Here is a 26,414-nt window from a genome sequence, read left to right as displayed (position 1 = left end):
TTTCATTATTGCTCTCAAGCGATGTGTTAATGGTATGCATGTAAATCATCATATTTTAAAACCCGTTTGAGTACATCAAGCGGGTTTTTTAATTCCAATTCTTTGTACTCAAACTATTAATCAGCAAAAAAACTAAAAAATGAGTACTTTAAAAATTGCAATTCAAAAATCTGGTCGTTTAAACGAAGACAGCATTCAAATCCTTAAAGACTGTGGTATTTCAATCAACAATGGAATCGATCAGTTAAAAGCCGAAGCTTCAAACTTTCCTCTTGAAGTTTTGTATCTAAGAAATTCTGACATTCCTCAGTATTTGATTGACGGAGTAGTAGATTTAGCCATCGTTGGCGACAATCTTTTAGTAGAAAAAGGAAAAGAAATTGAAGTTGTACAGCGATTAGGATTCTCAAAATGCAAAGTTTCTGTTGCTGTTCCTAAAACCTTTGAATACAATTCTATACAGGATTTAGCAGGTTTAAGGATTGCAACATCTTACCCAAATACAGTTAACGAATATTTCAATTCTTTCGGGTTAACAGTAGATATTCACCAAATTTCTGGTTCTGTAGAAATCGCACCAAACATTGGTCTTGCCGATGCAATTGTAGATATCGTTTCAAGCGGAAGCACTTTATTCAAAAACAATCTAAAAGAAGTTGAAGTGATCCTGAAAAGTGAAGCAGTTTTGGCTGTTTCGCCAAAAGTTTCACCGGAAATTCAAAAACACATCGATACTTTAAAATTCAGAATACAATCGGTTTTAAGAGCGAGAAATTCAAAATACATCTTGATGAACATTCCAAATGAGAAAATCGATGCAGTTGGAAAAATTCTTCCGGTTTTAAGAAGTTTAACCGTTCTGCCATTAGCGCAGGAAGGCTGGAGCAGTGTACACTCTGTAATTGACAAAGACACTTTTTGGGACGTAATCGATCAATTAAAAGAAGTTGGGGCCGAAGGAATTTTAGTTTGCCCAATTGAGAAAATGGTTCTTTAATATGCTTTGCACGCTATAGGCTTTAGGCAATAGGCTTTAAGCTTTAAAAAATATTAAATTCCAATTCTCGACAACAGCTTTGCGAACTTATCGTTTTCTAAGCCAAAGAACAGAAAAAACCTTGCGAACTTTGCGGTAAAATAAACACAACGTTAATAAAGCCTAAAGCCTGCTGCTTAAAGCTTAAAGCAAAAAATAAAATGAATAAAATAGACAATCCAAAACCAGATACCTGGTCTGAAATATTAAAAAGACCAACCCAAACGATTGATGATATTGAAGTTACGGTAAAAGAAATCTTCAGAGAAGTTCAGAAAAAAGGAGATGAAGCCGTAGCAAAATATACTTCGATTTTTGACGGAATTACATTAGATAATTATCAAGTTTCTGCAGAAGAAATTAAAGAAGCAATTGAATTGATTCCGAATGAATTAAAAGAAGCAATTCAACTGGCAAAAGACAATATCTACAAGTTTCACAGCGCTCAAAAAACAGAAAGAATAGAAGTTGAAACTATTGAAGGTGTAAATTGCTGGCAGGAAAAAAGACCAATTCAAAAAATTGGATTATATATTCCGGGCGGAACGGCACCTTTATTTTCAACAGTATTAATGCTGGCCGTTCCTGCTGAAATTGCAGGCTGTAAAGAAATTGTATTATGCTCGCCTCCGGATAAAACAGGAAAAATAAATCCGGCAATTTTGTACGCTGCTAATTTATGCGGCGTAACTAAAATATTAAAAGTAGGCGGAATTCAGGCAATCGCAGGAATGACCTTTGGAACAAAATCGATTCCAAAAGTGTATAAGATTTTCGGACCTGGGAATCAGTTTGTAACTGTGGCAAAACAATTGGCAACACAATTTGGAGTTGCAATCGATATGCCGGCCGGCCCATCAGAATTGTTAATTGTAGCCGATGATACAGCAGTTCCAGCCTTTGTAGCTTCAGATTTATTGTCTCAGGCAGAACACGGAACAGACAGTCAGGTAATTTTAGTTTCGACTTCAAGAAAATTAATTGACCAAGTTGAAAAAGAAATTCAATCGCAAATTGAAGTACTTCCAAGAAAAGCCATCGCCATAAAAGCAATCGAAAATTCGAAATTAATTTATGTCGAAACTGATCAAATCGCATTAGATTTAATCAACGAATATGGCCCGGAACACTTTATTATCTGTTCTGAATATGATGATTTCTACTGTAACGGAATCGTAAATGCAGGTTCAGTTTTTATTGGAAATTATACGCCGGAAAGTGCCGGAGATTATGCATCTGGAACTAATCACACGCTGCCGACAAACGGTTATGCTAAAAATTACAGCGGTGTAAACCTTGATAGTTTTATGAAATCGATGACTTTTCAAAAAATATCAGAAAAAGGAATTCAAAACATTGGAAAAGCGATTGAAATTATGGCTGAAGCCGAAGGTTTACAAGCGCATAAAAATGCAGTAACGCTTAGATTACAATCATTAAAATAGAGGGTAATCCTGCAAGGTTTTTAAAACCTTGCAGGTTTAAATTTGATCCTGATTATAAAAGCTAAACAATAATACCTACAAGGTTTTGAAAACCTTGCAGGAGCAAAACTTAGAAAATGAATACTTTCGATATAAATACAATTACACGTGAAAACGTAAAATCTTTAAAACCGTATTCGTCTGCAAGAGATGAGTTTGAAGATTTTGATACCGCAGAAATGATTTTTTTAGATGCCAATGAAAATCCGTTTCAAAATGGCGTAAACCGCTATCCGGACCCACAGCAGAATTCAGTTAAGGCAATTTTGGCTAAAAATAACAATACAAAGCAAAGTCAGATTTTGTTAGGAAACGGAAGCGACGAAGTTTTGGATTTGATTTTCAGAGCTTTTTGCGAACCAAAAACAGATAATATTATCACTTTACCGCCAACATACGGAATGTACAGTGTTTTGGCGAATATAAATGCAATTGAAAACAGAGAAATTCTGTTGACAAATGATTTTCAGCCACAAGTTGAAAAGATTCTGGAAGCTGTAGATGAAAACACAAAAATTATCTTTTTATGTTCTCCAAATAATCCAACCGGAAATTCTTTTTCTGATGAAAGCGTGGTAAAACTGCTTAAAAATTTTAATGGATTAGTGGTTATTGACGAAGCCTATATTGACTTTTCGGAGAAAGAAAGCTGGTTAATTGAAATTGACGAATATCCAAATTTGATTATTACACAAACACTTTCAAAAGCGTATGGTTTGGCTGGAATTCGTTTAGGAATCTGTTATGCGTCAGAAGCTGTTATTTCGGTTTTAAACAAAATAAAGCCGCCATATAACGTAAACGAACTGACACAGAAAAGAGCAAAAGAACGTTTAAAAGATTCTGAAAAAATAAAACAGGAAATAGCTTCTATTATTGAGCAGAGAGAAGAATTACTTAAAGTTTTGCTTGAAGTTAATTTTGTAGAAAAAGTGTATCCAACAGAAGCTAATTTTATTCTAGCAAAAGTGGATGACGCGAACAAAAGATACAATCAATTAATCGAAAAAGGAATCGTAATTCGAAACAGAACAACACAGCCTTTATGTGAAAACTGCCTTCGTTTTACAATTGGGACAAAAGAAGAAAATGCTGTTGTAATTAGAGAATTAAAGTTGTTGAAGTAAAAAAGATATAGGCCACAGATTAAACGGATTATTTTTGTTGGATTTATTATGATGATTCTTAGTAAGTATAGTCCCTACGGGACAAATATTCATTTGGAGTTTTTTTTACCGATATCTAACTCCTAACGGAGTTCTTTTAAAAGATTAAATATTTCTAATTCTTTAATTGAATTATCTCGTAGAGATTAAATGTCGGTAGAAAAAAGAATTAATACCATCAACAATTGTCCCGTAGGGACTACACCAATGTGGATGAAATTAAATTAGTGAAAATTAGTGACTCGAGCGATAGCGAATAGGCGAAGCAAATTCGTGGCAAAAGAAAAATCCATTTAATCCTTTTAATCTGTGGCAGAAAAAATATAAACCATGAAAAAAGTACTTTTTATCGATCGTGACGGAACGATTGTTTTAGAACCTGAAAATTACCAATTAGACAGTTTAGATAAACTGGAGTTTTACCCGAAAGCCTTTCAATATCTGGCTAAAATTGCCAATGAATTAGATTATGAACTGGCAATGGTAACCAATCAGGACGGACTAGGAACTGATAGTTTTCCTGAAAATACGTTTTGGCCAACGCAGAATTTTATCTTAAAAGCTTTTGAAAACGAAGGCGTTGTATTTGATGAAATCTTTGTTGACAGAACTTTCCCAGAAGAAAATGCACCAACACGCAAACCAAGAACTGGATTGTTGACCAAATATTTAAATAATCCAGAATATGATTTAGAGAATTCTTTTGTTTTAGGAGATCGTTTGACAGATGTGGAATTGGCTAAAAATCTTGGCGCAAAAGCTATTTTTATGAACGATACAGACGGAATTGGAAGCAACGAAATTTCATCTAAACGTGAAGAATTGAACGAAACAATCGTTTTACAGACAATGGATTGGAAAAAAATCTATGAGTTTTTGAAATTAGAAGCACGTTCAGCATCGATTACTCGTAAAACAAATGAAACGGATATTTATATCAATCTAAATCTTGACGGAACCGGAAAAAGCAAAATCGACACTGGAATTGCGTTCTTTGATCACATGTTAGATCAAATTTCACGTCACGGCCAAATGGATTTAGAAATTCTGGTAAAAGGGGATTTAGAAGTTGATGAACATCATACAATCGAGGATACAGCAATTGCTTTGGGAGAAGTTTTCGCGAAAGCACTAGGAAATAAATTAGGAATTGAGCGTTACGGATTTTGTCTTCCAATGGATGATTGTTTAGCTCAAGCCGCTATTGACTTTGGAGGAAGAAACTGGCTGATTTGGGAAACCGAATTTAAACGCGAAATGGTGGGTAAAATGCCAACTGAAATGTTCTATCATTTCTTTAAATCATTTTCTGACGGAGCAAAAGCCAATTTAAATATCAAAGCAGAAGGAATTAACGAACATCATAAAATCGAAGCCATTTTTAAAGCTTTCGCAAAAGCCATAAAAGTAGCCGTAAAAAGAGATACCGAAAAAATGATTTTACCTTCGACGAAAGGAATGTTGTAAAACGCTATAAGCTATAGGCAATAGGCAATAAGCCTAAAGCTTACGGCTTAAAGCTTAAAGCTTTTTTAATGAAAATAGTAATTATAAATTACGGAGCAGGAAATATTCAGAGCATTATGTTTGCTATTGAAAGATTGGGTTTTAAAGCTGTTTTAAGTAATAATCCAGAAGAAATTCAGGCGGCAGATAAAGTGATTTTTCCTGGAGTTGGCGAAGCAAGTTCAGCAATGACGAAACTTCGTGAAAGCGGTTTAGACAGTTTGATTCCGAATTTGAAACAGCCTGTTTTAGGAATTTGTCTTGGAATGCAGTTGATGTGCAATTCATCTGAAGAAGGAAATACAAAAGGTTTAGGAATTTTTGATGTTGATGTTGTAAAGTTTTCAAATCAGGTAAAAGTGCCGCAAATGGGCTGGAATCAAATTTATAACTTAAAATCAGATTTATTTGCAGACATTCCAGAAAATGAATTTATGTATCTGGTTCACAGTTTTTATGCTCCAAACTGTGCAGAAGCCATTGCAACAACAAATTACGATTTAGAATATGCATCGGCTTTACAAAAAGATAATTTTTACGGAACTCAGTTTCACCCAGAAAAAAGTGGTGCAGTTGGGGAGAAGATTTTAGAGAATTTCTTAAAAATGTAAATTTTAAAATTCCAATTTTTAAAATTCCAAATTCCAATTGCAATATCAAAAATCAATTTCAATCAAAATATCAGTTTAGAAAATAATCTAAAATCTAAACTCTTAAATCTAAAATATCAAAACATGAGAATAATACCAGCCATAGATATCATTGACGGAAAATGTGTTCGTTTATCAAAAGGTGATTATGATACCAAAATAATTTACAACGAAAATCCGCTTGAAGTAGCGAAATCATTTGAAGCACACGGAATTGAATACCTCCATTTAGTAGATTTAGACGGTGCAAAATCAAGCAAAATTGTCAATTATAAGATCTTGGAACAAATTGCAACGCAAACGGGCTTAAAAATTGATTTTGGCGGTGGATTAAAATCGGATGATGATTTGAGAATTGCTTTTGAAAGTGGTGCAAATCAAATTACTGGCGGAAGTATTGCGGTAAAAAACAGAGCTATTTTTGAAAAATGGATTTCAGAATATGGTTCAGATAAAATTATTTTAGGAGCTGACGCAAAAGATGAAAAAATTGCTGTTTCAGGCTGGTTAGAAGAATCAAATGAAGACTTGGTTCCGTTTATTCAGGATTATCAAACGAAAGGGATTCAGTATGTTATTTGTACCGATATTGCCAAAGACGGAATGCTTGAAGGCCCAAGTTTTGATCTTTACGGGAAAATTTTAGAAGAAGCAAAAGGAGTAAAACTAATAGCTTCGGGAGGAATTTCAACTTTTGATGAATTACCAAAATTAGCCGAATTAGGCTGTGAAGGAACAATCATTGGGAAAGCGATTTACGAAGGAAGAATTACACTAAAGCAACTAGAAAACTTTATAATTAGATAATTTGTCAATTAGAAAATTAGATAATTGTTTAGCAAACGCAGAAAATTATCTAATTATCAAATTTTCTCATTAACACATTAAAAAAATGTTAGCAAAAAGAATCATACCCTGCTTAGATATAAAAAACGGAAGAACCGTAAAAGGCGTTAACTTTGTTGACTTGCGCGATGCCGGAGATCCTGTAGAATTAGCAGAAATTTACTCTGCTGAAGGTGCAGATGAATTGGTTTTTCTGGATATTTCGGCAACCGAAGAACGACGTAAAACGCTGGTTAATATGGTACGAAGTGTGGCGGAAAAAATCAATATTCCGTTTACCGTTGGCGGCGGGATTTCGTCTGTTGAAGATGTTGAAATTCTGCTGAATAACGGTGCAGATAAAGTTTCGATTAATTCATCGGCAGTAAAAAATCCGCAGTTAATTAATGATTTGGCGCAGAAATTCGGAAGCCAATGCGTTGTAGTGGCAATTGATGCCAAACAAATTGACGGACAATGGATTGTACATTTAGTAGGTGGAAAAGTCCCAACAGAACTAAATTTATTCGATTGGGCTATAGAAGTTGCAGAGCGCGGTGCCGGCGAAATATTATTCACCTCAATGGATAACGACGGAACTAAAAACGGTTTTGCAAACGAAGCTTTGGCTAAATTATCAACCTTAATCAATATTCCGATAATTGCTTCTGGCGGTGCGGGAAATATACAGCATTTCGTAGATTCATTTAAAGAAGGAAAAGCAGATGCGGCTTTGGCTGCGAGCGTTTTTCACTTTAAAGAAATTGAGATAAAGGCTTTGAAAGAAGAGCTTAGGAGTAACGGTATTGAAGTTAGACTTTAAAAGAAGCAAGAAACAAGAACAAAGAGATTAAATCTATAATAATAAGATTTCAGAGAATCAAAATCTAAAATCTAAAATCTAAAATCTAAAATCTAAAATGGAAATTGATATAAAAAGCGCACACGGATTGATTCCGGCGATAATTCAGGATTCAGAAACAAAAAATGTTTTGATGCTGGGTTATATGAACGAAGAATCGCTTCAAAAAACAATAGAAACACAAAAAGTAACATTCTTTAGCCGATCCAAACAAAGACTTTGGACAAAAGGTGAGGAGAGTGGCAATTTTTTAAATTTGGTAAGTATTAAAAATGACTGCGACGGAGATACACTTTTAATTCAGGCAAAACCTGTTGGGCCAACCTGTCACACGGGTGCAGATACTTGCTGGCAGGAGGAAAACAAGGAAAATTATGGTTTCATTTCTCATTTAGAAAACACAATCAAAATCCGTAGAGAAAATGCCGATTCGGAGAAGAGTTATGTTGCTTCATTATTCGAAAAAGGAATCAATAAAATTGCTCAAAAAGTAGGTGAAGAAGCTGTAGAAGTGGTGATCGAAGCAAAAGATGATAATGATGATTTATTCCTTAGCGAAAGCGCTGATTTGCTTTTTCATTATCTGATTTTACTGCAGGCAAAAGGTTTTCAATTGAATGATGTTGTTGATGTTTTGAAAAAGCGCCAGAAGTAACACAAAGTTGTCATTTCGAGGAACGAGAAATCGCACTAGAAATTCCGCAAAGGATATCTCCAATCTTTGTCGATAAACGAGTGCGATTTCTCGTTCCTCGAAATGACAAAAAAATCCGTATAAATCCGCACTTTCGCATAGCGAATCAGCATCATCTGTGTGCCATCTCGCAACACTCACTCCATAAACTCAAAAACCGCAAATTCTTCCGGGTGATGAAAACCAAACCTTAAACTTTTATAATCCTGTAATGCAAGATATTCGGTTGTGTTACCGTAATCAATTCTAAAAGTATTAGCTTTCCATTTTGTACCAATTTTTGGCTTTAAGAAATTTCCGTTTTCGATTTTTTCCAGGCTCGTAAAAGGGATTTTAATTTCGGTATCAAAACCTTCAGGAGTTATTTTGCTGACAGCTTCTAATCCTTCTATATCAAAATTCATTGTCGTTTTCCAGCCTCCACATTCAGGAGAAATACATTTTATCAGCATATCATAATTGGTAGAAAAAGCATTTACACCAATTTCAAGATAATTTTTTCCGTCACCATCCGGATCAATAAATACTTCAACTAAATCATCAGCTTCATAGATCTTTGAATCTTTTTTCTGAGACTTTCCAACTATTTTCGAATCTACGGAATGATAAGCGATATAAAGGTTTTCATCATTCCACGAAAGTGAAACCATTGTATTTTGTGTTGCTTTTTCGCTTGAATTATGAACTACAAACGGACCTAAAAAAGGTGTTTTCCAATCGGTTAAATCTCCGTCAATCATTATTTTCTCGCTTGTTTTATGAACAGGAAATGTCTGGGAATAATTATTTAGTGAATACAGGAATGTCAAAAGGTATAAAAAAGAACAATATTTCATAAAACTGGTAAATTTTAGCTAAAATAAAAAAACAATACTGTATAGGAATACAAATCTGTAACAAAAAAATAAAAATTTATACTAATATTATAACTAATTCAAAAACTTAATTTATAATGAAAAAATACGTTGGAAGTGTTATAATAGCTTTTCTAATTGGTTTTGCTGCCAATGCTCAAGGACTTATGAATAAGTCTGAAACGGTTTTTACACATCAGGATACTTTACGCGGAAGCATTACAAAAGAAAGAGCCTGGTGGGATTTAAAATATTATCATCTGGATATAAAAGTAAATCCTGCGGATAGAACTATATCTGGCTCAAATACGGTTCGTTATACTGTTTTAACGGAGAATAATAAAATGCAGATCGATTTGCAGGAACCTATGAACATTACGAAAGTAATGCAAAACGGAAAAGAATTAAAATTTGAAAGAGACGGAAATGCGTTTTTCATTACTTTAACTGAAAATCAAAAAGTTGGCGAAACTAAGGAAATTATAATTTCTTTTGGCGGAGTGCCTAAAGAAGCTGTTAGACCGCCGTGGGACGGAGGAATTACATGGCAGAAAGATAAAAACGGAAAAGATTTCATTGCTTCATCTTGTCAAGGTTTAGGAGCGAGTGTTTGGTGGCCTTGTAAAGATCATATGTATGATGAAGTGGAAAATATGTTGATCAGTGTGAATGTTCCGGGACATTTGACTGATGTTTCTAACGGAAGATTACAAAGCGTTAAAAAACAAAAAGACGGAACGAAAACCTTTAATTGGTATGTTTCGAATCCAATTAACAATTATGGAGTAAATATTAATATTGGAGATTACGTTAATTTCTCTGAAAAGTTTAAAGGAGAAAAAGGCGATTTAGACTGTAATTATTATGTTTTGAGAGATAACCTTGAAATTGCTAAAAAACACTTTCAGGATGCACCAAAAATGCTGAAAGCTTTTGAAAACTGGTTTGGACCTTATCCGTTTTACGAAGACAGCTATAAATTAGTTGAAGTTCCGTATTTAGGGATGGAACATCAAAGTTCTGTGACTTACGGAAATGACTATCAAAATGGTTATAAGGGAAACGATCTAAGCGGAACAGGCTGGGGATTAAAATTTGATTATATTATTATTCATGAATCCGGACATGAGTGGTTTGCCAACAATATTACATATAAAGACATTGCAGATATGTGGATTCATGAGAGTTTTACAACTTATTCTGAATCGCTTTTTATTGAGTATTATTACGGAAAAGACGCTGCAAATGAATATATAAGAGGAATTAGAAAAGTGATTACCAATAAAAAACCAATTATTGGTTATTATGATGTAAATGTTGAAGGTTCTGGCGATATGTATCCAAAAGGGGCGAATATAATTCATACGATTCGTCAGGTTATAAATGATGATGCAAAATTCAAATCGATTTTGAGAGGAATGAATAAAACTTTTTACCATCAAACAGTTACTACAAAGCAAATTGAAGATTATATAAGTAAAGAGTCCGGAATTAATTTCAGTCCGGTTTTTGACCAGTATTTAAGAACGGCTCAGGTTCCAACTTTTGAATATTATATTAAAAATCAAAAATTGGTTTATCACTGGATTAATTGTGTAGAGAATTTTGATCTTCCTTTAAAAGTTACTATAAACGGTGTTGAAACATGGTTAAAACCAACAACAGACTGGAAAGCAGAAAATGTAAAGGATGATAAATCAACTTTGGCTGTTGATAAAAACTTTTACGTAACAGAATTTAATATCACCAATTAAACTTCGGAAATAATTAAAATTGAAACCCAATAAATTGGATAGTTTATTGGGTTTGTTTTTTGATGAAGAAATCATAAAATTTTAGAAATCTTAATTCGAATGTTTACATTTGTTACAGATTGATTTCAAAATAATACCATTTTACTAATGAAAAATTACTTCGGAAGCATTTTTACTGCTTTTTTAATTGGTTTTACTGCCAATGCACAGGGACTTCTTAATAAAGGAGAAACAGTTTTTACACATCAGGATACTTTACGCGGAAGCATAACAAAAGAAAGAGTCTGGTGGGATTTAAAATACTATCATCTTGATGTAAAAGTTAATCCTAAAGAAAAAGCTATTTCGGGTTCTAATACAGTTCGTTATACTGTTTTAACAGAGAATAACAGAATGCAGATTGATTTGCAGGAACCTATGAAAATTACGAAAGTAACACAGGATAAGAAAGAATTGAAATTTGAAAGAGACGGAAATGCGTTTTTCATTACTTTAACTGAAAAGCAGAAAGTTGGCGATACTAAAGAAATTGTAGTTTATTTTGAAGGAAAACCAAAAGAAGCGGTAAGAGCGCCGTGGGATGGAGGATTTTCCTGGAAAAAAGATAAAAACGGAAAAGATTTTATTGCTACATCTTGTCAGGGTTTAGGTGCCAGCGTTTGGTGGCCAAACAAAGACCATATGTATGATGAAGTAGAAAATATGTTAATCAGCGTGAATGTTCCAGGAGATTTAACAGATGTTTCTAACGGAAGATTACAAAGCGTTAAAAAAGAAAAAGACGGAACAAAAACATTTAATTGGTACGTTTCGAACCCAATCAATAATTACGGCGTAAACATTAATATTGGTGATTACGTTAATTTTTCTGAGGTTTATAAAGGAGAAAAAGGCGATTTAGACTGTAATTATTATGTTTTAAGAGATAATCTAACTTTGGCAAAAGAGCAGTTTAAAGATGCTCCAAAAATGTTGAAAGCTTTTGAAAACTGGTTTGGACCTTATCCTTGGTATGAAGACAGTTATAAATTAGTCGAAGTTCCGTATTTAGGAATGGAACACCAAAGTTCTGTAACGTACGGAAACCAATATAAAAAAGGTTATTTAGGACGTGATTTAAGCAGAACTGGCTGGGGATTAAAATTTGATTTTATCATTATTCACGAGTCTGGCCACGAATGGTTTGCCAACAATATTACGTACAAAGATATTGCTGATATGTGGGTTCACGAGAGTTTTACAAATTACTCTGAAAGCCTTTTTATTGAATATTATTACGGAAAAGACGCTGCAGCTGAATACATAATTGGATGCAGAAAAAACATTCAAAATGATACGCCAATTATAGGACATTATGATGTAAATAATGAAGGATCAGGAGATATGTATCCAAAAGGTGCAACTATGCTGCACATGATTCGTCAGGTAATTAATGATGATGCCAAATGGAAATCGATATTGAGAGGTATGAATAAGACTTTTTACCACCAAACGGTTACAGGTAAACAAATTCAGGATTATATTAACGAGCAATCTGGAATTAATTTCAACAGGGTTTATGCGCAATATTTGACTACAACTCAAGTTCCGGTTTTTGAATACATGTTTAAAAACGGAACATTCGGATATCACTGGACAAATTGTGTTGCTAAATTTGATATGCCGGTTAGAGTAAAATTAAACGGTGTTGAAACGTGGTTAAAACCAACAACAGAATGGCAGTCTGAAAAAACGACTAATGAAGACAGAAAAGTAGAAGTTGATAAGGATTTTTATGTTACTACTTCTAATATAATCGAATAAAAATTCGATAAATTTCAATTTTTAAATTGCTTCGCCTGTTCGCTATCGCTCGGGTCCAAATTCCAATTATGGAGTTTGGGATTTTTTTATTAATTTGAATTTTTTCATGTAGTTGTCATTTCGACGAAGGAGAAATCGCACTAGAAACTCCGCAAAGAAATGTCGTCTAACTTTGTCGATCAACTTGTACGATTTCTCCCTTCGGTCAGAAATGACAAAAAAGCCTGAAAGATTAAATCTTTCAGGCTTTTTTATTGGAATTTGGACCCGAGCGATAGCGAACAGGCGAAGCAATTTAAAAAAATGGAATTTTTATCTGCTGTTAAGTTTAGCCTTTTCCTTAATTATATCCGCAATTTTTCGATTCTCAATTTTACTTTCAAGCCATGAAATAATATCAAGGTATAAAAAAGCCCTTTTTTCGTAAGTATTCTTTTCCAGCTCTACAAAACGAGCGTGCATTTTTTTGAATTCCTTTTTAATATCAGCAGGGTAGAAGTTGTTCAGGTTTCTCAAAAACTTAATGATTTCCTTTTGAACTTCATGCAAATCATTCATTTTCAATAAAAACTTATACGTGCTTTTAAGATGATTTTCTAAATAATAATCTTTTCCTAATTCATAATGTGCAATCAAAGATAAAAGTCTTGCGAAGCACATTAAATCCTCGCGCATGGTTAAGTTCTTATTATTGATAATTTTATCTAAATAAAGGATACATTCGTTATATTTCTCATTTCCAAAATAAATAGAAGCAATTTTATAGAAAAACAACATTTCGTGATGTTCATCAAGATGTTCGCTGTGTAATTTTAATTTTTCTAAAATCTCTGGAATTAAATATTCACTTTCGGCAAAAGTACCTTCCAGAATATGTAAATTCAGTTTATTATTATAGATGTAAAGAAATGATAGTGATGCAATGTTATCGTTTACCGGAAATTTTGGATCCTGGATGGTTTCTTCTAAAAGTGAAAGATATCTTTTGAAATTAGACGTATATTTCAGCATATAAAGCGACTCCAGAAAATAGTGGTTTCCTTTTAAGAAAAATACCGGATTCAGATAAATCATATTTGGGTTGTCGTAAAAAAGCTGAACCCATTTATAAGCAAACTTATAACTTGCTAAAAAGTCCTGAACCAGGAAGCTTCGCCATAAATTAGCATTGTAAAACCAGTATTTTTCGCGGAAACCAAATTTACTTTCGTCTAGTTTTGCAATATGTTTGTTGAAATAATCATCAATATATTTATACTCTTCATCGCTTTTTACGTAACCCGTTTTCAGCATGATTCCGTATAATTGAAGCGAAAGATTTGATAATTTACTTGAAATAGTATTTCTGTAATTTAATTCTTTGGCCTGAATAACCAGCTCGTCGGCGCGGCCCTGAATACTTCGGGTAATATATTGTGATTCGATTAGTTTTTCAAATTCTACAATTTCATAAGCCATTAATTTTTCGTCGTTTTCTAAAGCCTGCTGTTTTGTTTTGTCCAGAATTTTTAAACTCTGTTTATACAAACCTTTATTATATAATATAACAGCAAAATCAATTTGTTCACGTAACTGATAACGAATGTTCTGGCTGGGAATATTCAAACGAATACTTACCAAAATTTGTTTGTATAAGTATGATTTTAAGTTAGATAACTGTACTTTTTTGATACTTCCGCTCTTCAAAATCAGCTTTTCATCATAGGTTTCAGATTTATCTAAAATATTGAATAATTCAATGAATTTAGTATTCGAACTTGTCTCTAATCGGCTTGCAAAAATTTTAAACTGTCTCTTTTCAGATTTGGAAAGTGATTTTATCAGAACAAATAAGGAATCTTTTTGATGGTTAGCCATTGTAAAAAATAATAATATAACTTATTGGTTGTTAGTGTTTTAGCTTGTTATAAATTGTGTTATGAACAGTATAATTTCATTAAAATGAATTTCGTACTGAAGAAGTACAATATATATTTGTTATCAAGATGTGAAATTACATTAAATAAATGAATATGAATAGAGAGAAAGTTCAAATTTTTGACACCACATTACGCGACGGTGAACAAGTTCCAGGATGTAAGTTAGATACTAAGCAAAAATTAGTTATCGCAGAACGACTAGACAAAATGGGAGTTGATATTATCGAAGCCGGTTTCCCTGTGTCAAGTCCGGGCGATTTTTTATCGGTCTCTGAGATTTGTAAAATTGTAGAAAATGCAACCGTCTGCGGATTGACAAGAGCCGTAAAAAATGACATTGATGTTGCTGCAGCTGCTTTAAAGCACGCTAAAAGACCTAGAATCCATACCGGAATCGGAACTTCAGAATCTCATATACTCCATAAATTACAAACTACCCCGGAAGATATTATTGCAAGAGCAAAATTTGCAGTAGCTCACGCAAAAACATATGTAGAAGATGTTGAATTCTATGCAGAAGATGCTGGTAGAACAGACAATGCTTTCCTTGCAAAAGTCTGTGAAGAAGTAATTAAATCTGGTGCAACCGTATTAAACATTCCTGATACAACAGGATATTGTCTTCCTGAAGAATACGGGGCGAAAATTAAATATTTAAAAGAAAACGTAAAAGGAATCGAAAACGTAATCCTTTCATGTCACTGTCATAATGATTTAGGAATGGCAACTGCAAACTCTATCGCAGGAGCTATAAATGGAGCAAGACAAATCGAGTGTACTATTAATGGTATTGGAGAAAGAGCAGGAAATACAGCACTTGAAGAAGTGGTAATGATTTTTAAACAACATCCATATTTAAACTTAGATACAAACATTAATACAAGAGAATTAAACGAAATGAGCCGTTTGGTTTCTGAAAGTATGGGAATGATTGTACAGCCAAATAAAGCTATCGTAGGAGCAAATGCTTTTGCACACAGTTCTGGAATTCATCAGGATGGTGTTATCAAAAACAGAGCAACTTACGAAATCATGGATCCGCTTGATGTTGGGGTTAACGAATCTTCAATCATTTTGACTGCAAGAAGCGGAAGAGCTGCATTAGCTTACCGTGCTAAAAAAGTAGGTTACGAATTGACTAAAGTACAATTAGACATTGTATATATTGAGTTCCTGAAATTTGCAGATATCAAAAAAGAAGTTGTAGATGCAGATATTCACCAGATTATCGAAGCTTCAAAAATTGAAGGAGATTTAATCAGAAGCTAGTCGAAAAGATAATAGAGAATAGAGAAAAGAGAAAATATTTTAACACATAGAAACATAGGTTTTAAATGTGTAAAAGAATATAAAAAGAAACTAGTTTCTAACACATAGCTATGTTTGTTAATGCAAGTGAAACGCCTTATTAAGCTTGCAATCCCTATGCATCGGGACTATGTGTTTAAAAATAAAGGCAACAAAAAGAAAAAAAAATTAAAGATTTAAATACATAAAGAACGAGACGTTATGAATTTGAAAATAGCAGTTTTACCAGGAGACGGAATTGGACCAGAGGTAATTTTACAAGCCAAAAAAGCATTGCACGCTATTGGCGAAGTGTACAATCATGAATTTGTTTTTGAGGAAGCACTCATGGGAGCGGTTGCTATTGATAAAACTGGAAACCCGTTACCGGAACAAACTTTAAATCTTTGTTTAAATACTGATGCCGTTTTATTTGGAGCAATTGGTGATCCTAAATACGATAATAATCCAAATGCAAAAGTTCGTCCGGAGCAGGGATTATTAAAACTTCGTAAAGAATTAGGATTGTTTGCCAATATCCGCCCGATAAAACCTTATAAAGCATTAGTAGAAGCATCCCCTTTAAAAAGAGAAATTATTGAAGGCGCAGATTTTACTATTTTCAGAGAATTAACAGGCGGTGCTTATTTTGGAGCTAAAACATTAAATGAAGAAGGAACACATGCTTCAGATTTATGTGAATATTCAGAAGAAGAAATAACAAGAATCGCACATTTAGCTTTTAAATCGGCACAAAACCGACGCAAAAAATTAACAATGGTTGACAAAGCTAATGTTTTGGAAACTTCAAGATTGTGGAGAAAAGTAGTTCAAAAAGTGGGTGAAAGCTATCCTGATGTTCTTTTAGACTTTTTATTTGTTGATAACGCAGCAATGCAAATCATCTTAAATCCGAAACAATTTGATGTGATTTTGACAGAAAATTTATTTGGAGATATTTTATCAGATGAAGCCAGCGTAATTACAGGTTCAATTGGTTTATTGGCTTCCGCATCTTTAGGAGAAAAAAATGCGCTTTTCGAACCAATCCACGGATCTTATCCTCAGGCAAAAGGAAAAAATATTGCCAATCCAATTGCTTCCATTTTATCTGCAGCAATGTTGTTGGAACATTTCGGATTGTTTACAGAAGCAAATGTGATTTATAAAGCTATTGAAAAAGCAATTGAATATAAAGTTGTTACAGTTGATTTAAAACCAGATTCAAAATTCGGTACAAATGAAGTAGGAGAGTTTGTTTCTAATTTTATTTTCAGTAAAGATGATTTGTTATATTTCAGAAATGACAACGTTTATATTGGACAATCGACAATAGTTTAGAGTTTTTATTAAAATTATAGATTAAATAACAAGAAGTATTGAAAATGTTGAGATTTTATTTTTTTAGTTCTTAAAGTTTCCGTACTTTTGTAACACTAAAAAAATAAATGATGCAAATCTCAATTATTATTACTTCTGTCGTTGTTGTCAATGTGTTTTGCACATCTGCATCGGGAATGGTATAAATATAATTGAAAAACTATATTACAAACCTTCCAAATACTGGAAGGTTTTTTTTTGAATAAAAATTAAAAAAAAATAATACAATAATGGAATTAAATAAGTACAGCAAAACCATCACTCAAGATCAAACACAGCCAGCGGCGCAAGCGATGTTGTATGGTATTGGTTTAACTGAAGAAGATTTGAAAAAAGCACAAGTAGGGATTGTGAGCATGGGTTATGATGGTAACACGTGTAACATGCACCTGAATGATTTAGCAAAAGATGTTAAAAAAGGTGTTTGGGATGCTGGTCTGGTCGGGCTTATTTTTAATACCATTGGTGTAAGTGATGGAATTTCTAACGGTACAGAAGGAATGCGTTATTCATTAGTATCTCGTGATGTAATTGCAGACTCTATAGAAACAGTTGCAGGAGCACAATGGTACGATAGTATCATTGCAATTCCCGGCTGCGATAAAAATATGCCCGGAGCATTAATCGCAATGGGAAGATTAAACCGCCCGTCGATGATGGTTTATGGAGGTTCAATTCACTCTGGAAAATGGAAAGGTGAATCTTTAAACATTGTATCAGCTTTTGAAGCTTTAGGAAAAAAAGTAAAAAATGAAATTACTCCTGAAGATTTTAAAGGTGTTATTCAAAATGCCTGCCCTGGAGCTGGTGCCTGCGGTGGAATGTATACTGCAAACACGATGTCTTCGGCAATTGAAGCATTAGGAATGAGTTTGCCATACAGCTCTTCAAACCCTGCTTTGAGTCAGGAAAAAAGAGATGAATGTCTTGCTGCCGGAGCTGCTATTAAAATTTTATTAGAAAAAGATATTAAGCCAAGAGATATTATGACTCGTAAAGCTTTCGAAAATGCTATTACAATTGTAGCAGTTTTAGGGGGTTCTACAAATGCTGTTATGCACTTAATTGCTATGGCACATTCTGTTGGTATCACAATTACTTTGGATGATTTTCAAGCTATTAATGACAGAACTCCGGTTCTTGCTGACATGAAACCAAGTGGTAAATATATGATGGAAGATATTCATGAAGTTGGAGGAATTCCGGGAGTAATGAAATATCTATTAAAAGTTGGATTGATTCACGGAGATTGTTTAACGGTAACAGGAAAAACAGTTGCTGAAAATTTAGCTTCAACTCCGGATTTACAAGACGGACAAGAAGTTATCCATGAAATACAAAAAGCATTAAAACCAACAGGAAATATTCAGGTTTTATACGGAAACCTTGCTTCTGAAGGTGCTGTAGCAAAAATCAGCGGTAAAGAAGGGGAATATTTTGAAGGACCGGCTGTTGTTTTTGAAGGAGAATTTGAAGTAATTCCAGGTCTTCAGGCCGGAAAAATTAAACCGGGTAATGTAGTCGTCATCAGGGGTTGTGGGCCAAAAGGTGGTCCGGGAATGCCTGAAATGCTAAAACCTACATCTGCGATTATTGGAGCTGGATTAGGAAGCAGCTGTGCGTTAATTACAGATGGGAGATTCTCCGGAGGTTCACACGGATTCGTGGTAGGACACGTTACACCAGAAGCATATGATGGGGGTGGTATTGCTTTAGTAAAAGATGGAGATATGATCGCTATCGACGCTGTAAAAAATACAATCGACCTGAAAATATCTGACGAAGAATATGCAGCTCGTAAAGCGGCTTGGGTTCAGCCAGAGCTAAAAGTTGACAGAGGAGTTTTACTTAAATATGCAAGATCAGTTTCAAGCGCATCAACAGGATGTGTTACCGATAACTAGCATTCAATTACAATTTCAAAAATCAATTTCAATAAAAATGAAAAAGATTCTTGAATAAACTATAAAAGTGTAAATCTCTATTTCTTAAAAAATAGAAATAAGGGAGAAAAAAATATACAAATGGGAACAATTAGGATATCAGGCGCCGAAGCCGTTATTAGATGTTTATTAGAAGAAGGAGTAGACTTAATTTATGGTTATCCGGGAGGAGCTATAATGCCGGTTTACGACGAATTATATAAATTTCAGGATAAGTTACACCATGTTTTAGTACGTCATGAACAAGGTGCAACGCATGCTGCTCAGGGTTATGCAAGAGCGACAGGGAAAGTAGGGGTAGCAATAGCTACTTCTGGACCAGGAGCAACAAACTTAGTTACCGGAATTGCAGATGCTCAAATCGATTCAACTCCAATGGTTTGCATTACCGGACAAGTTGGAAGACATTTATTAGGATCTGATGCTTTTCAGGAAACGGATATAATTGGAATTTCTACTCCGGTTACAAAATGGAATTTTCAGGTAACTGAAGCTTCACAAATTCCTGAAATTATTGCGAAAGCATTTTATATTGCTCGTTCCGGGCGTCCGGGACCAGTATTAATCGATATTACTAAAAATGCTCAGTTTGATGAGTTTGATTTTAGTTATGAAAAATGTACTGGAATTAGAAGCTACAATCCGGTTCCGAAATTAAATTTAGATAAGGTTGCCGAAGCAGCAGCTTTAATTAATAGTGCTAAAAAACCTTTTATAGTTTTCGGTCAGGGAATTATTTTAGGTCAGGCCGAAGCTGAATTTAAAGCGGTTCTTGAAAAATCAGGAATTCCGGCTGCATGGACAATTTTAGGGCTTTCGGCTCTGCCAACAGATCATCCTTTAAATGTAGGTATGTTAGGAATGCACGGAAATTACGCCCCAAACCTGCTTACTAACGAATGCGATGTTTTAATTGCTTTCGGAATGCGTTTTGACGACCGTGTTACAGGTAAATTAAGTACTTATGCTAAACAGGCAAAAGTAATTCACTTCGAAATTGATCCAGCCGAAATCGACAAAAACGTTAAAACAGAAGTAGCGGTTTTAGGTGATGTAAAAGAATCTTTAGCTGCTTTGTTGCCATTACTTGATGCAAAATCGCACGATTTATGGCATAATGAGTTTAAAGAATTGGCTAAAATAGAATATGAATCTGTTATTAAAGATGAGCTAAACCCAAAAACAGCAGGACTTTCAATGGGAGAAACTATCGAAATGATTAACAAACACTCAAAAGGTGATGCGATTATTGTTTCAGATGTTGGCCAGCACCAAATGTTTGCGTGTCGCTATGCTAAATTCAATTCAACAAAAAGTAATATTACTTCCGGCGGATTAGGAACAATGGGATTTGCGCTTCCGGCTGCAATTGGAGCTAAAATGGGAAAACCAGATCGTGAAGTTGTAGCTATTATTGGTGATGGAGGTTTCCAAATGACAATTCAGGAATTGGGAACAATTTTCCAGACTCAGGTTCCGGTAAAGATTGTTATTCTAAACAATGAATTTTTAGGAATGGTGCGCCAATGGCAGGAATTGTTTTTTGACAACAGATATGCATCAACAAAAATGATTAATCCAAATTTTGTTGCAATTGCTGAAGGATATCATATTAAATCAAAGAAAGTTACACAACGCGAAGATTTAGATGCTGCAGTTGCTGAAATGCTGGCTTCAAAAGATTCTTATTTCTTAGAAGTTATGGTTGAAAAAGAAAATAACGTTTTCCCAATGATTCCAACAGGAGCATGTGTTTCAGAAATTAGATTAAGCTAAAGAAAAAAGTTTCAGGTTTCAGGTTAAAAGTTTCAATCCCGATAGCTATCGGGAGTAAAACCTGAAACAAAAAAACTTTAAACAAAAATTACATGGAAGATAAAACATTTACCATATCGGTATACTCAGAAAATAACGTGGGTTTATTAAATAGGATATCAGGAATATTCTTAAAGCGCCACATTAACATATTAAGTCTAAATGTTTCAGAATCAGAAATAGAAAATGTTTCAAGATTTATCATTGTAGTAAATACAACAGAGAAATGGGTTCAGAATATTGTGGGACAGATTGAAAAACAAATCGAAGTTATAAAAGCATTTTATCATACAGATGAAGAAACCATTTATCTTGAAACTGCATTGTTTAAAATCGCTTCAAGCTTGTTGTTTGATGAAAAACAAATTCAGAATATCATCAAAGACAGCCAGTCTACGATTGTAACGGTTTCTCGTGATTTCTTTGTGATTTCAAAATCAGGAAGACGTTCAGAAATTGAAGAATTATACCAAAAATTCAAACCTTACGGCATAATGCAGTTTGTACGTTCGGGAAGAATTTCGGTTTCTAAAGAAAAAATGGAGATTTCATCATTGTTAGAAACCTTCAAATAAACAATTAATATGTGATATTACACGATCACAACCAATTATAAATAAATTAATTACTAAATTTCATTTCATTAAATATTTTAAAACAAAATGGCAAATTATTTCAACACATTACCACTTAGATTACAATTAGAGCAACTTGGAGTTTGCGAATTTATGGAGCAGTCAGAATTTGCAGACGGAATTTCAGCATTAGCAGGAAAAAAAGTTGTTATTGTTGGATGTGGTGCACAAGGTTTGAATCAAGGTTTAAACATGAGAGATTCAGGTTTAGATATTTCTTACGCATTGCGTGCAGATGCAATTGCTGAAAAGAGAGCTTCATATAAAAATGCAACTGAAAATGGATTTAAAGTAGGTACTTATGAAGAGTTGATTCCAACTGCTGATTTAGTTTGTAACCTTACTCCGGACAAACAGCATACATCTGTTGTTACTGCGATTATGCCATTAATGAAACAAGGATCGACTTTAGCTTATTCTCACGGATTTAATATTGTTGAAGAAGGAATGCAGATTCGTAAAGATATTACAGTTATTATGTGTGCTCCTAAATGTCCTGGTTCTGAGGTTCGTGAAGAATATAAAAGAGGTTTTGGTGTACCAACACTTATTGCAGTTCACCCGGAAAACGATCCAAACGGATTTGGTTTAGATCAGGCAAAAGCTTACGCTGTAGCAACTGGAGGACATAAAGCAGGAGTTTTAAGATCATCTTTCGTTGCCGAAGTAAAATCAGATTTAATGGGTGAGCAGACTATTCTTTGCGGATTGCTTCAAACTGGATCTATTTTATGTTTTGATAAAATGGTTGAAAAAGGAATCGATAAAGCATATGCTTCAAAATTAATTCAATACGGATGGGAAACTATCACTGAAGCTTTGAAACATGGTGGTATCACAAATATGATGGATCGTTTAAATAATCCTTCTAAAATTGAAGCTTACGAATTAGCAGAAGAATTAAAAGATATCATGCGTCCGTTATTCCAAAAACACCAGGACGATATTATTTCTGGAGAATTCTCAAGAACTATGATGATTGACTGGGCTAATGACGATGTTAATTTATTGAAATGGAGAGCTGCAACCGGAGAAACTAACTTCGAAAAAACGGCTCCGCAAGAAGCTCCAATCTCTGAGCAGGAATATTTTGACAATGGAGTTTTAATGATTGCAATGGTAAAAGCTGGTGTTGAGTTAGCTTTTGAAACAATGACAGAGGCTGGAATCATTGAAGAATCTGCATACTATGAGTCATTACACGAATTACCATTAATTGCAAACACAATTGCAAGAAAGAAATTATTCGAAATGAACCGTGTAATTTCTGATACTGCAGAATATGGCTGTTATTTATTTGATCATGCTTGTAAGCCATTATTGACTGAATTCATGAAAAAAGTAGAAACTAATATTATTGGTAAACCGTTTTCAACTTCAAATGGAGTAGATAATAATGTTCTAATTGCAGTTAATAAAGAAATTCGTCAGCATCCTATCGAAGAAGTAGGAGCTTGGTTAAGAGAGTCTATGACGGCAATGAAAAAAATTGTATAATAAATTTGGGAATTTCCACGCATTCCGAATGTAGTGGAATTTGCTCTGTATCAATGTTTTAAATTAATATTTTGAATTAGTAAGCACTTATTAAGAAAATAGATATAGATGCATATTGCATTCACTTAACTTCTGTGAGACAAGCAAGTTAAGTGAAGCTAATCCCTAAAGTTGGGGTATGTTTTTAATCAAAAAATATACTTGTTGAAATTTCTATTTTAATTAATAAAGATGCTGCTATTTTCAAAATAGGTAAAGTATTGTAATGCAGAATTGCAAAATTAATTGTTATTGAAATTTGTTAAATAAAAAGGTGTGATAATTTGTTTGTCATGCCTTTTTTGCGATTTACATTTTTCTTTAAAAAGTGTTTTTTTAGAATAACTTTAAAAAAAACGTATATTTTATTTATTATATGTTTTTTTTATATAAAATTTATGAATTAAATAATTTTAAGAATAGAAGCAGATTTAATACATTTATAAAAAAAATTCCACAAAACTATGAGTTATTATAAAATTGAAAATTTAGAACAATATTTTAAACATTACAATAAGTCAATAAGAGAGCCGAGAAAATTTTGGGGAAAAATTGCTGAAGAAAATTTTACTTGGTATCAACAGTGGGAAAAAGTTGTTGATTTTAACATGGCCGACGCCGAAGTAAAATGGTTTACAGATGCAAAAGTTAATATTACCAAAAACTGTATTGATAGACATTTAAGCAAAAGAGGAGAAAAAACGGCTATTATTTTTGAACCGAATGATCCGTCTGAAAGTGCTTTACATATAAGTTATAACGAATTATACGAACGAGTTTCAAAAATGGCAAATGTTCTGCGTGAGCAGGGAATTCGTAAAGGAGACCGCGTTTGTATTTATTTGCCAATGATTCCTGAACTTGCCGTTGCAGTTTTGGCTTGTGCCAGAATTGGGGCTATTCACTCTGTAATTTTTGCCGGATTTTCTTCTTCTGCAGTTTCTGCAAGAATTATCGACAGCGAATGTAAAATGGTTATCACATCTGATGGAGGTTACAGAGGAAATAAAACAATTGATTTAAAATCTATTGTTGATGAAGCCTTAGATACTTGCCCATCTGTTTCTAAAGTTTTAGTGGTAAAAAGAACAAAAACAGAAGTTGCAATGAAAGAAGGCCGTGACATTTGGTTACAGCCTTTACTAGATGCTGCCCTTGATAACAGCGTAGCTGAAATTATGGATGCCGAAGATCCTTTGTTTATTCTATATACTTCAGGATCAACAGGAAAACCAAAAGGAATGGTACATACAACAGCTGGATACATGGTTTATACGGCGTATACATTCAAAAACGTTTTCAGTCACGAAGAAAATGATATTTTTTGGTGTACAGCAGATATTGGATGGATTACAGGACACTCATACATTTTATACGGACCATTACTAAATGGCGGAACAACTGTAATTTTTGAGGGAGTTCCTTCTTATCCGGATTTTAGTCGTTTTTGGGATATTATCGAAAAACATAAAATCACACAATTTTATACAGCGCCAACAGCAATTCGTTCATTAGCAAAAGAAAGCTTAGATTATATCCAAAAATATCCTCTAAAATCTCTTAAAGTAATTGGATCAGTTGGAGAACCAATCAACGAAGAAGCTTGGCACTGGTTCAACGACCACGTAGGAGATAAGAGATGCCCTGTTGTAGATACTTGGTGGCAGACAGAAACCGGAGGAATCATGATTTCGCCAATTGCTTTTGTAACGCCAACAAAACCAACTTATGCGACATTGCCATTACCGGGAATTCAACCAGTTTTAATGGATGAAAAACGTAATGAAATCGAAGGAAACCAAGTTGTTGGAAGTTTATGTATTAAATTCCCTTGGCCTGGAATTGCCAGAACTATCTGGGGAGATCACCAACGTTACAAAGACACTTATTTCTCTGCTTTCCCTGGAAAATATTTTACAGGCGACGGAGCTTTAAGAGATGAAGTAGGTTATTATAGAATTACGGGTAGAGTAGACGATGTTGTAATTGTTTCGGGACATAATTTAGGAACAGCGCCAATCGAAGATGCAATCAACGAACACCCAGCGGTTGCAGAATCTGCTATTGTTGGATTCCCACATGATATTAAAGGAAACGCTTTATATGGTTATGTAATCCTGAAAGAAACTGGAGAAGTTAGAAATAAAGAGAATTTATCAAAAGAGATCAATCAATATATTTCGGATCACATTGGGCCAATCGCTAAATTAGATAAAATCCAATTCGTTTCTGGTTTACCAAAAACACGTTCTGGAAAAATCATGCGTAGAATTTTACGTAAAATAGCGGAAGGTGATAATTCTAATTTTGGAGATACTTCAACATTATTGAATCCAGAAATTGTAGATGAAATTATTAAAGATAGAATTTCTTAATTCTTGATTTGTATTTATATAAAAAATGCCTCTTAATTTTTTAAGAGGCATTTTTTTATGTTTTGTTGTGAAAAATATTCACAGTATTGTCAGGCTGAACGAAGTCGAAGCCTCTCATGCAGAATCACTTTGCGGGGCTTCGACTTCGTTCAGCCTGACAATCATATGTATTTTGTCATTTTGAGGAAACGAGAAATCGCACTCGTAATTCTACAAAGATTGGTGACATGCATTGCCGAGTTTCTTGTGCGATTTCTCGTTTCCTCGAAATGACAAGATTGTGTTTAGGATTTATCTTATTCCCAATCTCGACTTCAACTTCAAAAATAAAAGCCCAATTTTATAAGCATCCTCGGCAGAAGAATTTCTGTCGCTTTTTGGGATTTTATAAATTTCGCATAAATCATTTAAAGAAAACTGCTTGTCATTAATATCGGTTAATTTTCGATACATAACATCAATATCGAGAGCTTCATTTTTTAATCTTCCGCAGTCCAGTCTTTCTAAGGCAGCATTAAGCATTTCAATGTCAAAATTAATATGATGGCCAACGAGAACAGCATTTCCAATAAAATTTATAAAAGCTTCTAAAGCCTCAGCTTCAGGCATTTTATTCATTTTACTTTCAATAATAAATTCATTAGAAATTCCGTGTTCTTCTAAAAATTTATACTGAAGTAAAACCGCTTCAAAATTCTCCTTAATTACAACACTGTCGTCAATAACAGAAAATGCCCCCAAAGATAAAATAACATCTTTATTAGGGTTTAAGCCAGAAGTTTCGGTTGACAGAACCACATATTTGTTGGGTTTTGCTTCTAATTTGGTTAAGTAATCTTTCCAGAATTCCGGGTATTCCTTATTAATATTTTTAATCCAGTCTAGCATAT

General features: G+C 33.8%; 20 protein-coding genes. 17 read left to right on the top strand and 3 right to left on the bottom strand.

What is annotated here, in order from left to right:
• The first annotated feature begins 139 nt into the window (after positions 1 to 139).
• The 8 genes from hisG (at position 140) to hisIE (ending at position 8,184) form a co-directional block, all read left to right on the top strand.
• Entirely contained in the window at positions 140 to 997 is an 858-nt protein-coding gene (gene hisG, locus LUU93_RS03280) for an ATP phosphoribosyltransferase (protein ID WP_053471449.1), read from the top strand.
• A gap of 200 nt (positions 998 to 1,197) precedes the next feature.
• On the top strand, positions 1,198 to 2,481 hold the full coding sequence (gene hisD, locus LUU93_RS03275; RefSeq protein ID WP_232678240.1) for a histidinol dehydrogenase: 1,284 nt from the start codon (positions 1,198 to 1,200) through the stop codon (positions 2,479 to 2,481).
• 116 nt (positions 2,482 to 2,597) lie between these two features.
• On the top strand, positions 2,598 to 3,647 hold the full coding sequence (gene hisC / locus LUU93_RS03270) for a histidinol-phosphate transaminase (protein ID WP_232678238.1): 1,050 nt from the start codon (positions 2,598 to 2,600) through the stop codon (positions 3,645 to 3,647).
• Positions 3,648 to 4,016: 369 nt separating this feature from the next.
• Positions 4,017 to 5,153, top strand: a complete 1,137-nt coding sequence (hisB, locus tag LUU93_RS03265; RefSeq protein WP_232678228.1) for a bifunctional histidinol-phosphatase/imidazoleglycerol-phosphate dehydratase HisB — start codon at positions 4,017 to 4,019, stop codon at positions 5,151 to 5,153.
• A 68-nt stretch (positions 5,154 to 5,221) separates the two neighbouring features.
• Positions 5,222 to 5,803: an imidazole glycerol phosphate synthase subunit HisH gene (hisH, locus tag LUU93_RS03260; RefSeq protein WP_232678226.1), complete on the top strand. Its 582-nt coding sequence runs from the start codon at positions 5,222 to 5,224 to the stop codon at positions 5,801 to 5,803.
• 123 nt (positions 5,804 to 5,926) lie between these two features.
• Complete coding sequence (gene hisA / locus LUU93_RS03255) at positions 5,927 to 6,649, top strand: 1-(5-phosphoribosyl)-5-[(5-phosphoribosylamino)methylideneamino]imidazole-4-carboxamide isomerase (RefSeq protein WP_232678224.1); 723 nt, start codon at positions 5,927 to 5,929, stop codon at positions 6,647 to 6,649.
• A gap of 85 nt (positions 6,650 to 6,734) precedes the next feature.
• Positions 6,735 to 7,490, top strand: coding sequence for an imidazole glycerol phosphate synthase subunit HisF (gene hisF / locus LUU93_RS03250; protein ID WP_232678222.1), 756 nt, complete (start codon positions 6,735 to 6,737; stop codon positions 7,488 to 7,490).
• Positions 7,491 to 7,587: 97 nt separating this feature from the next.
• A complete protein-coding gene (gene hisIE, locus LUU93_RS03245; RefSeq protein ID WP_232678211.1) occupies positions 7,588 to 8,184 on the top strand; it encodes a bifunctional phosphoribosyl-AMP cyclohydrolase/phosphoribosyl-ATP diphosphatase HisIE in 597 nt (198 codons plus the stop codon).
• Between the two features lie 176 nt (positions 8,185 to 8,360).
• Here the strand turns inward: hisIE and LUU93_RS03240 are convergent, their stop codons facing one another.
• A complete protein-coding gene (locus LUU93_RS03240; RefSeq protein ID WP_232678200.1) occupies positions 8,361 to 9,059 on the bottom strand; it encodes a carbohydrate-binding family 9-like protein in 699 nt (232 codons plus the stop codon).
• A 116-nt stretch (positions 9,060 to 9,175) separates the two neighbouring features.
• Between LUU93_RS03240 and LUU93_RS03235 the strand changes: the two genes are divergently transcribed.
• A complete protein-coding gene (locus LUU93_RS03235; RefSeq protein WP_232678198.1) occupies positions 9,176 to 10,831 on the top strand; it encodes a M1 family metallopeptidase in 1,656 nt (551 codons plus the stop codon).
• Between the two features lie 147 nt (positions 10,832 to 10,978).
• Positions 10,979 to 12,634: a M1 family metallopeptidase gene (locus LUU93_RS03230; RefSeq protein ID WP_232678196.1), complete on the top strand. Its 1,656-nt coding sequence runs from the start codon at positions 10,979 to 10,981 to the stop codon at positions 12,632 to 12,634.
• A 312-nt stretch (positions 12,635 to 12,946) separates the two neighbouring features.
• Here LUU93_RS03230 and LUU93_RS03225 read toward each other — a convergent pair whose 3' ends face one another.
• On the bottom strand, positions 12,947 to 14,491 hold the full coding sequence (locus tag LUU93_RS03225) for a hypothetical protein (RefSeq protein WP_073481254.1): 1,545 nt from the start codon (positions 14,489 to 14,491) through the stop codon (positions 12,947 to 12,949).
• A 155-nt stretch (positions 14,492 to 14,646) separates the two neighbouring features.
• On the opposite strand from LUU93_RS03225, the gene LUU93_RS03220 reads away from it, so the two are divergent.
• The 7 genes from LUU93_RS03220 to acs all read left to right on the top strand — a co-directional run bounded on the left by LUU93_RS03220 (position 14,647) and on the right by acs (position 25,524).
• On the top strand, positions 14,647 to 15,822 hold the full coding sequence (locus tag LUU93_RS03220) for a 2-isopropylmalate synthase (RefSeq protein WP_073482969.1): 1,176 nt from the start codon (positions 14,647 to 14,649) through the stop codon (positions 15,820 to 15,822).
• Positions 15,823 to 16,062: 240 nt separating this feature from the next.
• Positions 16,063 to 17,181 (top strand): 3-isopropylmalate dehydrogenase, encoded by a 1,119-nt coding sequence (leuB, locus tag LUU93_RS03215; protein WP_232678194.1) that lies wholly within the window; start codon positions 16,063 to 16,065, stop codon positions 17,179 to 17,181.
• 269 nt (positions 17,182 to 17,450) lie between these two features.
• On the top strand, positions 17,451 to 19,124 hold the full coding sequence (ilvD, locus tag LUU93_RS03210; RefSeq protein WP_232678192.1) for a dihydroxy-acid dehydratase: 1,674 nt from the start codon (positions 17,451 to 17,453) through the stop codon (positions 19,122 to 19,124).
• Positions 19,125 to 19,244: 120 nt separating this feature from the next.
• On the top strand, positions 19,245 to 20,939 hold the full coding sequence (ilvB, locus tag LUU93_RS03205; protein WP_232678190.1) for a biosynthetic-type acetolactate synthase large subunit: 1,695 nt from the start codon (positions 19,245 to 19,247) through the stop codon (positions 20,937 to 20,939).
• Between the two features lie 92 nt (positions 20,940 to 21,031).
• Complete coding sequence (gene ilvN, locus LUU93_RS03200) at positions 21,032 to 21,553, top strand: acetolactate synthase small subunit (protein WP_232678188.1); 522 nt, start codon at positions 21,032 to 21,034, stop codon at positions 21,551 to 21,553.
• Positions 21,554 to 21,640: 87 nt separating this feature from the next.
• Complete coding sequence (ilvC, locus tag LUU93_RS03195; protein ID WP_232678186.1) at positions 21,641 to 23,110, top strand: ketol-acid reductoisomerase; 1,470 nt, start codon at positions 21,641 to 21,643, stop codon at positions 23,108 to 23,110.
• Positions 23,111 to 23,613: 503 nt separating this feature from the next.
• Positions 23,614 to 25,524, top strand: a complete 1,911-nt coding sequence (acs, locus tag LUU93_RS03190) for an acetate--CoA ligase (protein ID WP_232678184.1) — start codon at positions 23,614 to 23,616, stop codon at positions 25,522 to 25,524.
• A 291-nt stretch (positions 25,525 to 25,815) separates the two neighbouring features.
• Here the strand turns inward: acs and LUU93_RS03185 are convergent, their stop codons facing one another.
• Positions 25,816 to 26,412, bottom strand: a complete 597-nt coding sequence (locus tag LUU93_RS03185; protein WP_232678167.1) for a 3'-5' exonuclease — start codon at positions 26,410 to 26,412, stop codon at positions 25,816 to 25,818.
• Positions 26,413 to 26,414: the final 2 nt, after the last annotated feature.

Origin of the sequence: Flavobacterium soyae (assembly GCF_021245985.1) — a bacterium.
Lineage (GTDB): Bacteria > Bacteroidota > Bacteroidia > Flavobacteriales > Flavobacteriaceae > Flavobacterium > Flavobacterium soyae.
This window is presented reverse-complemented; position numbering and strand designations above follow the sequence as displayed.

What these genes read in the sequence shown, in the direction of transcription:
- hisG (WP_053471449.1), top strand. Translation starts at nt 140, where the DNA reads ATGAGTACTTTAAAAATTGCAATTCAAAAATCTGGTCGTTTAAACGAA.
- hisD (WP_232678240.1), top strand. Translation starts at nt 1,198, where the DNA reads ATGAATAAAATAGACAATCCAAAACCAGATACCTGGTCTGAAATATTA.
- hisC (WP_232678238.1), top strand. Translation starts at nt 2,598, where the DNA reads ATGAATACTTTCGATATAAATACAATTACACGTGAAAACGTAAAATCT.
- hisB (WP_232678228.1), top strand. Translation starts at nt 4,017, where the DNA reads ATGAAAAAAGTACTTTTTATCGATCGTGACGGAACGATTGTTTTAGAA.
- hisH (WP_232678226.1), top strand. Translation starts at nt 5,222, where the DNA reads ATGAAAATAGTAATTATAAATTACGGAGCAGGAAATATTCAGAGCATT.
- hisA (WP_232678224.1), top strand. Translation starts at nt 5,927, where the DNA reads ATGAGAATAATACCAGCCATAGATATCATTGACGGAAAATGTGTTCGT.
- hisF (WP_232678222.1), top strand. Translation starts at nt 6,735, where the DNA reads ATGTTAGCAAAAAGAATCATACCCTGCTTAGATATAAAAAACGGAAGA.
- hisIE (WP_232678211.1), top strand. Translation starts at nt 7,588, where the DNA reads ATGGAAATTGATATAAAAAGCGCACACGGATTGATTCCGGCGATAATT.
- LUU93_RS03240 (WP_232678200.1), bottom strand. Translation starts at nt 9,059, where the DNA reads ATGAAATATTGTTCTTTTTTATACCTTTTGACATTCCTGTATTCACTA.
- LUU93_RS03235 (WP_232678198.1), top strand. Translation starts at nt 9,176, where the DNA reads ATGAAAAAATACGTTGGAAGTGTTATAATAGCTTTTCTAATTGGTTTT.
- LUU93_RS03230 (WP_232678196.1), top strand. Translation starts at nt 10,979, where the DNA reads ATGAAAAATTACTTCGGAAGCATTTTTACTGCTTTTTTAATTGGTTTT.
- LUU93_RS03225 (WP_073481254.1), bottom strand. Translation starts at nt 14,491, where the DNA reads ATGGCTAACCATCAAAAAGATTCCTTATTTGTTCTGATAAAATCACTT.
- LUU93_RS03220 (WP_073482969.1), top strand. Translation starts at nt 14,647, where the DNA reads ATGAATAGAGAGAAAGTTCAAATTTTTGACACCACATTACGCGACGGT.
- leuB (WP_232678194.1), top strand. Translation starts at nt 16,063, where the DNA reads ATGAATTTGAAAATAGCAGTTTTACCAGGAGACGGAATTGGACCAGAG.
- ilvD (WP_232678192.1), top strand. Translation starts at nt 17,451, where the DNA reads ATGGAATTAAATAAGTACAGCAAAACCATCACTCAAGATCAAACACAG.
- ilvB (WP_232678190.1), top strand. Translation starts at nt 19,245, where the DNA reads ATGGGAACAATTAGGATATCAGGCGCCGAAGCCGTTATTAGATGTTTA.
- ilvN (WP_232678188.1), top strand. Translation starts at nt 21,032, where the DNA reads ATGGAAGATAAAACATTTACCATATCGGTATACTCAGAAAATAACGTG.
- ilvC (WP_232678186.1), top strand. Translation starts at nt 21,641, where the DNA reads ATGGCAAATTATTTCAACACATTACCACTTAGATTACAATTAGAGCAA.
- acs (WP_232678184.1), top strand. Translation starts at nt 23,614, where the DNA reads ATGAGTTATTATAAAATTGAAAATTTAGAACAATATTTTAAACATTAC.
- LUU93_RS03185 (WP_232678167.1), bottom strand. Translation starts at nt 26,412, where the DNA reads ATGCTAGACTGGATTAAAAATATTAATAAGGAATACCCGGAATTCTGG.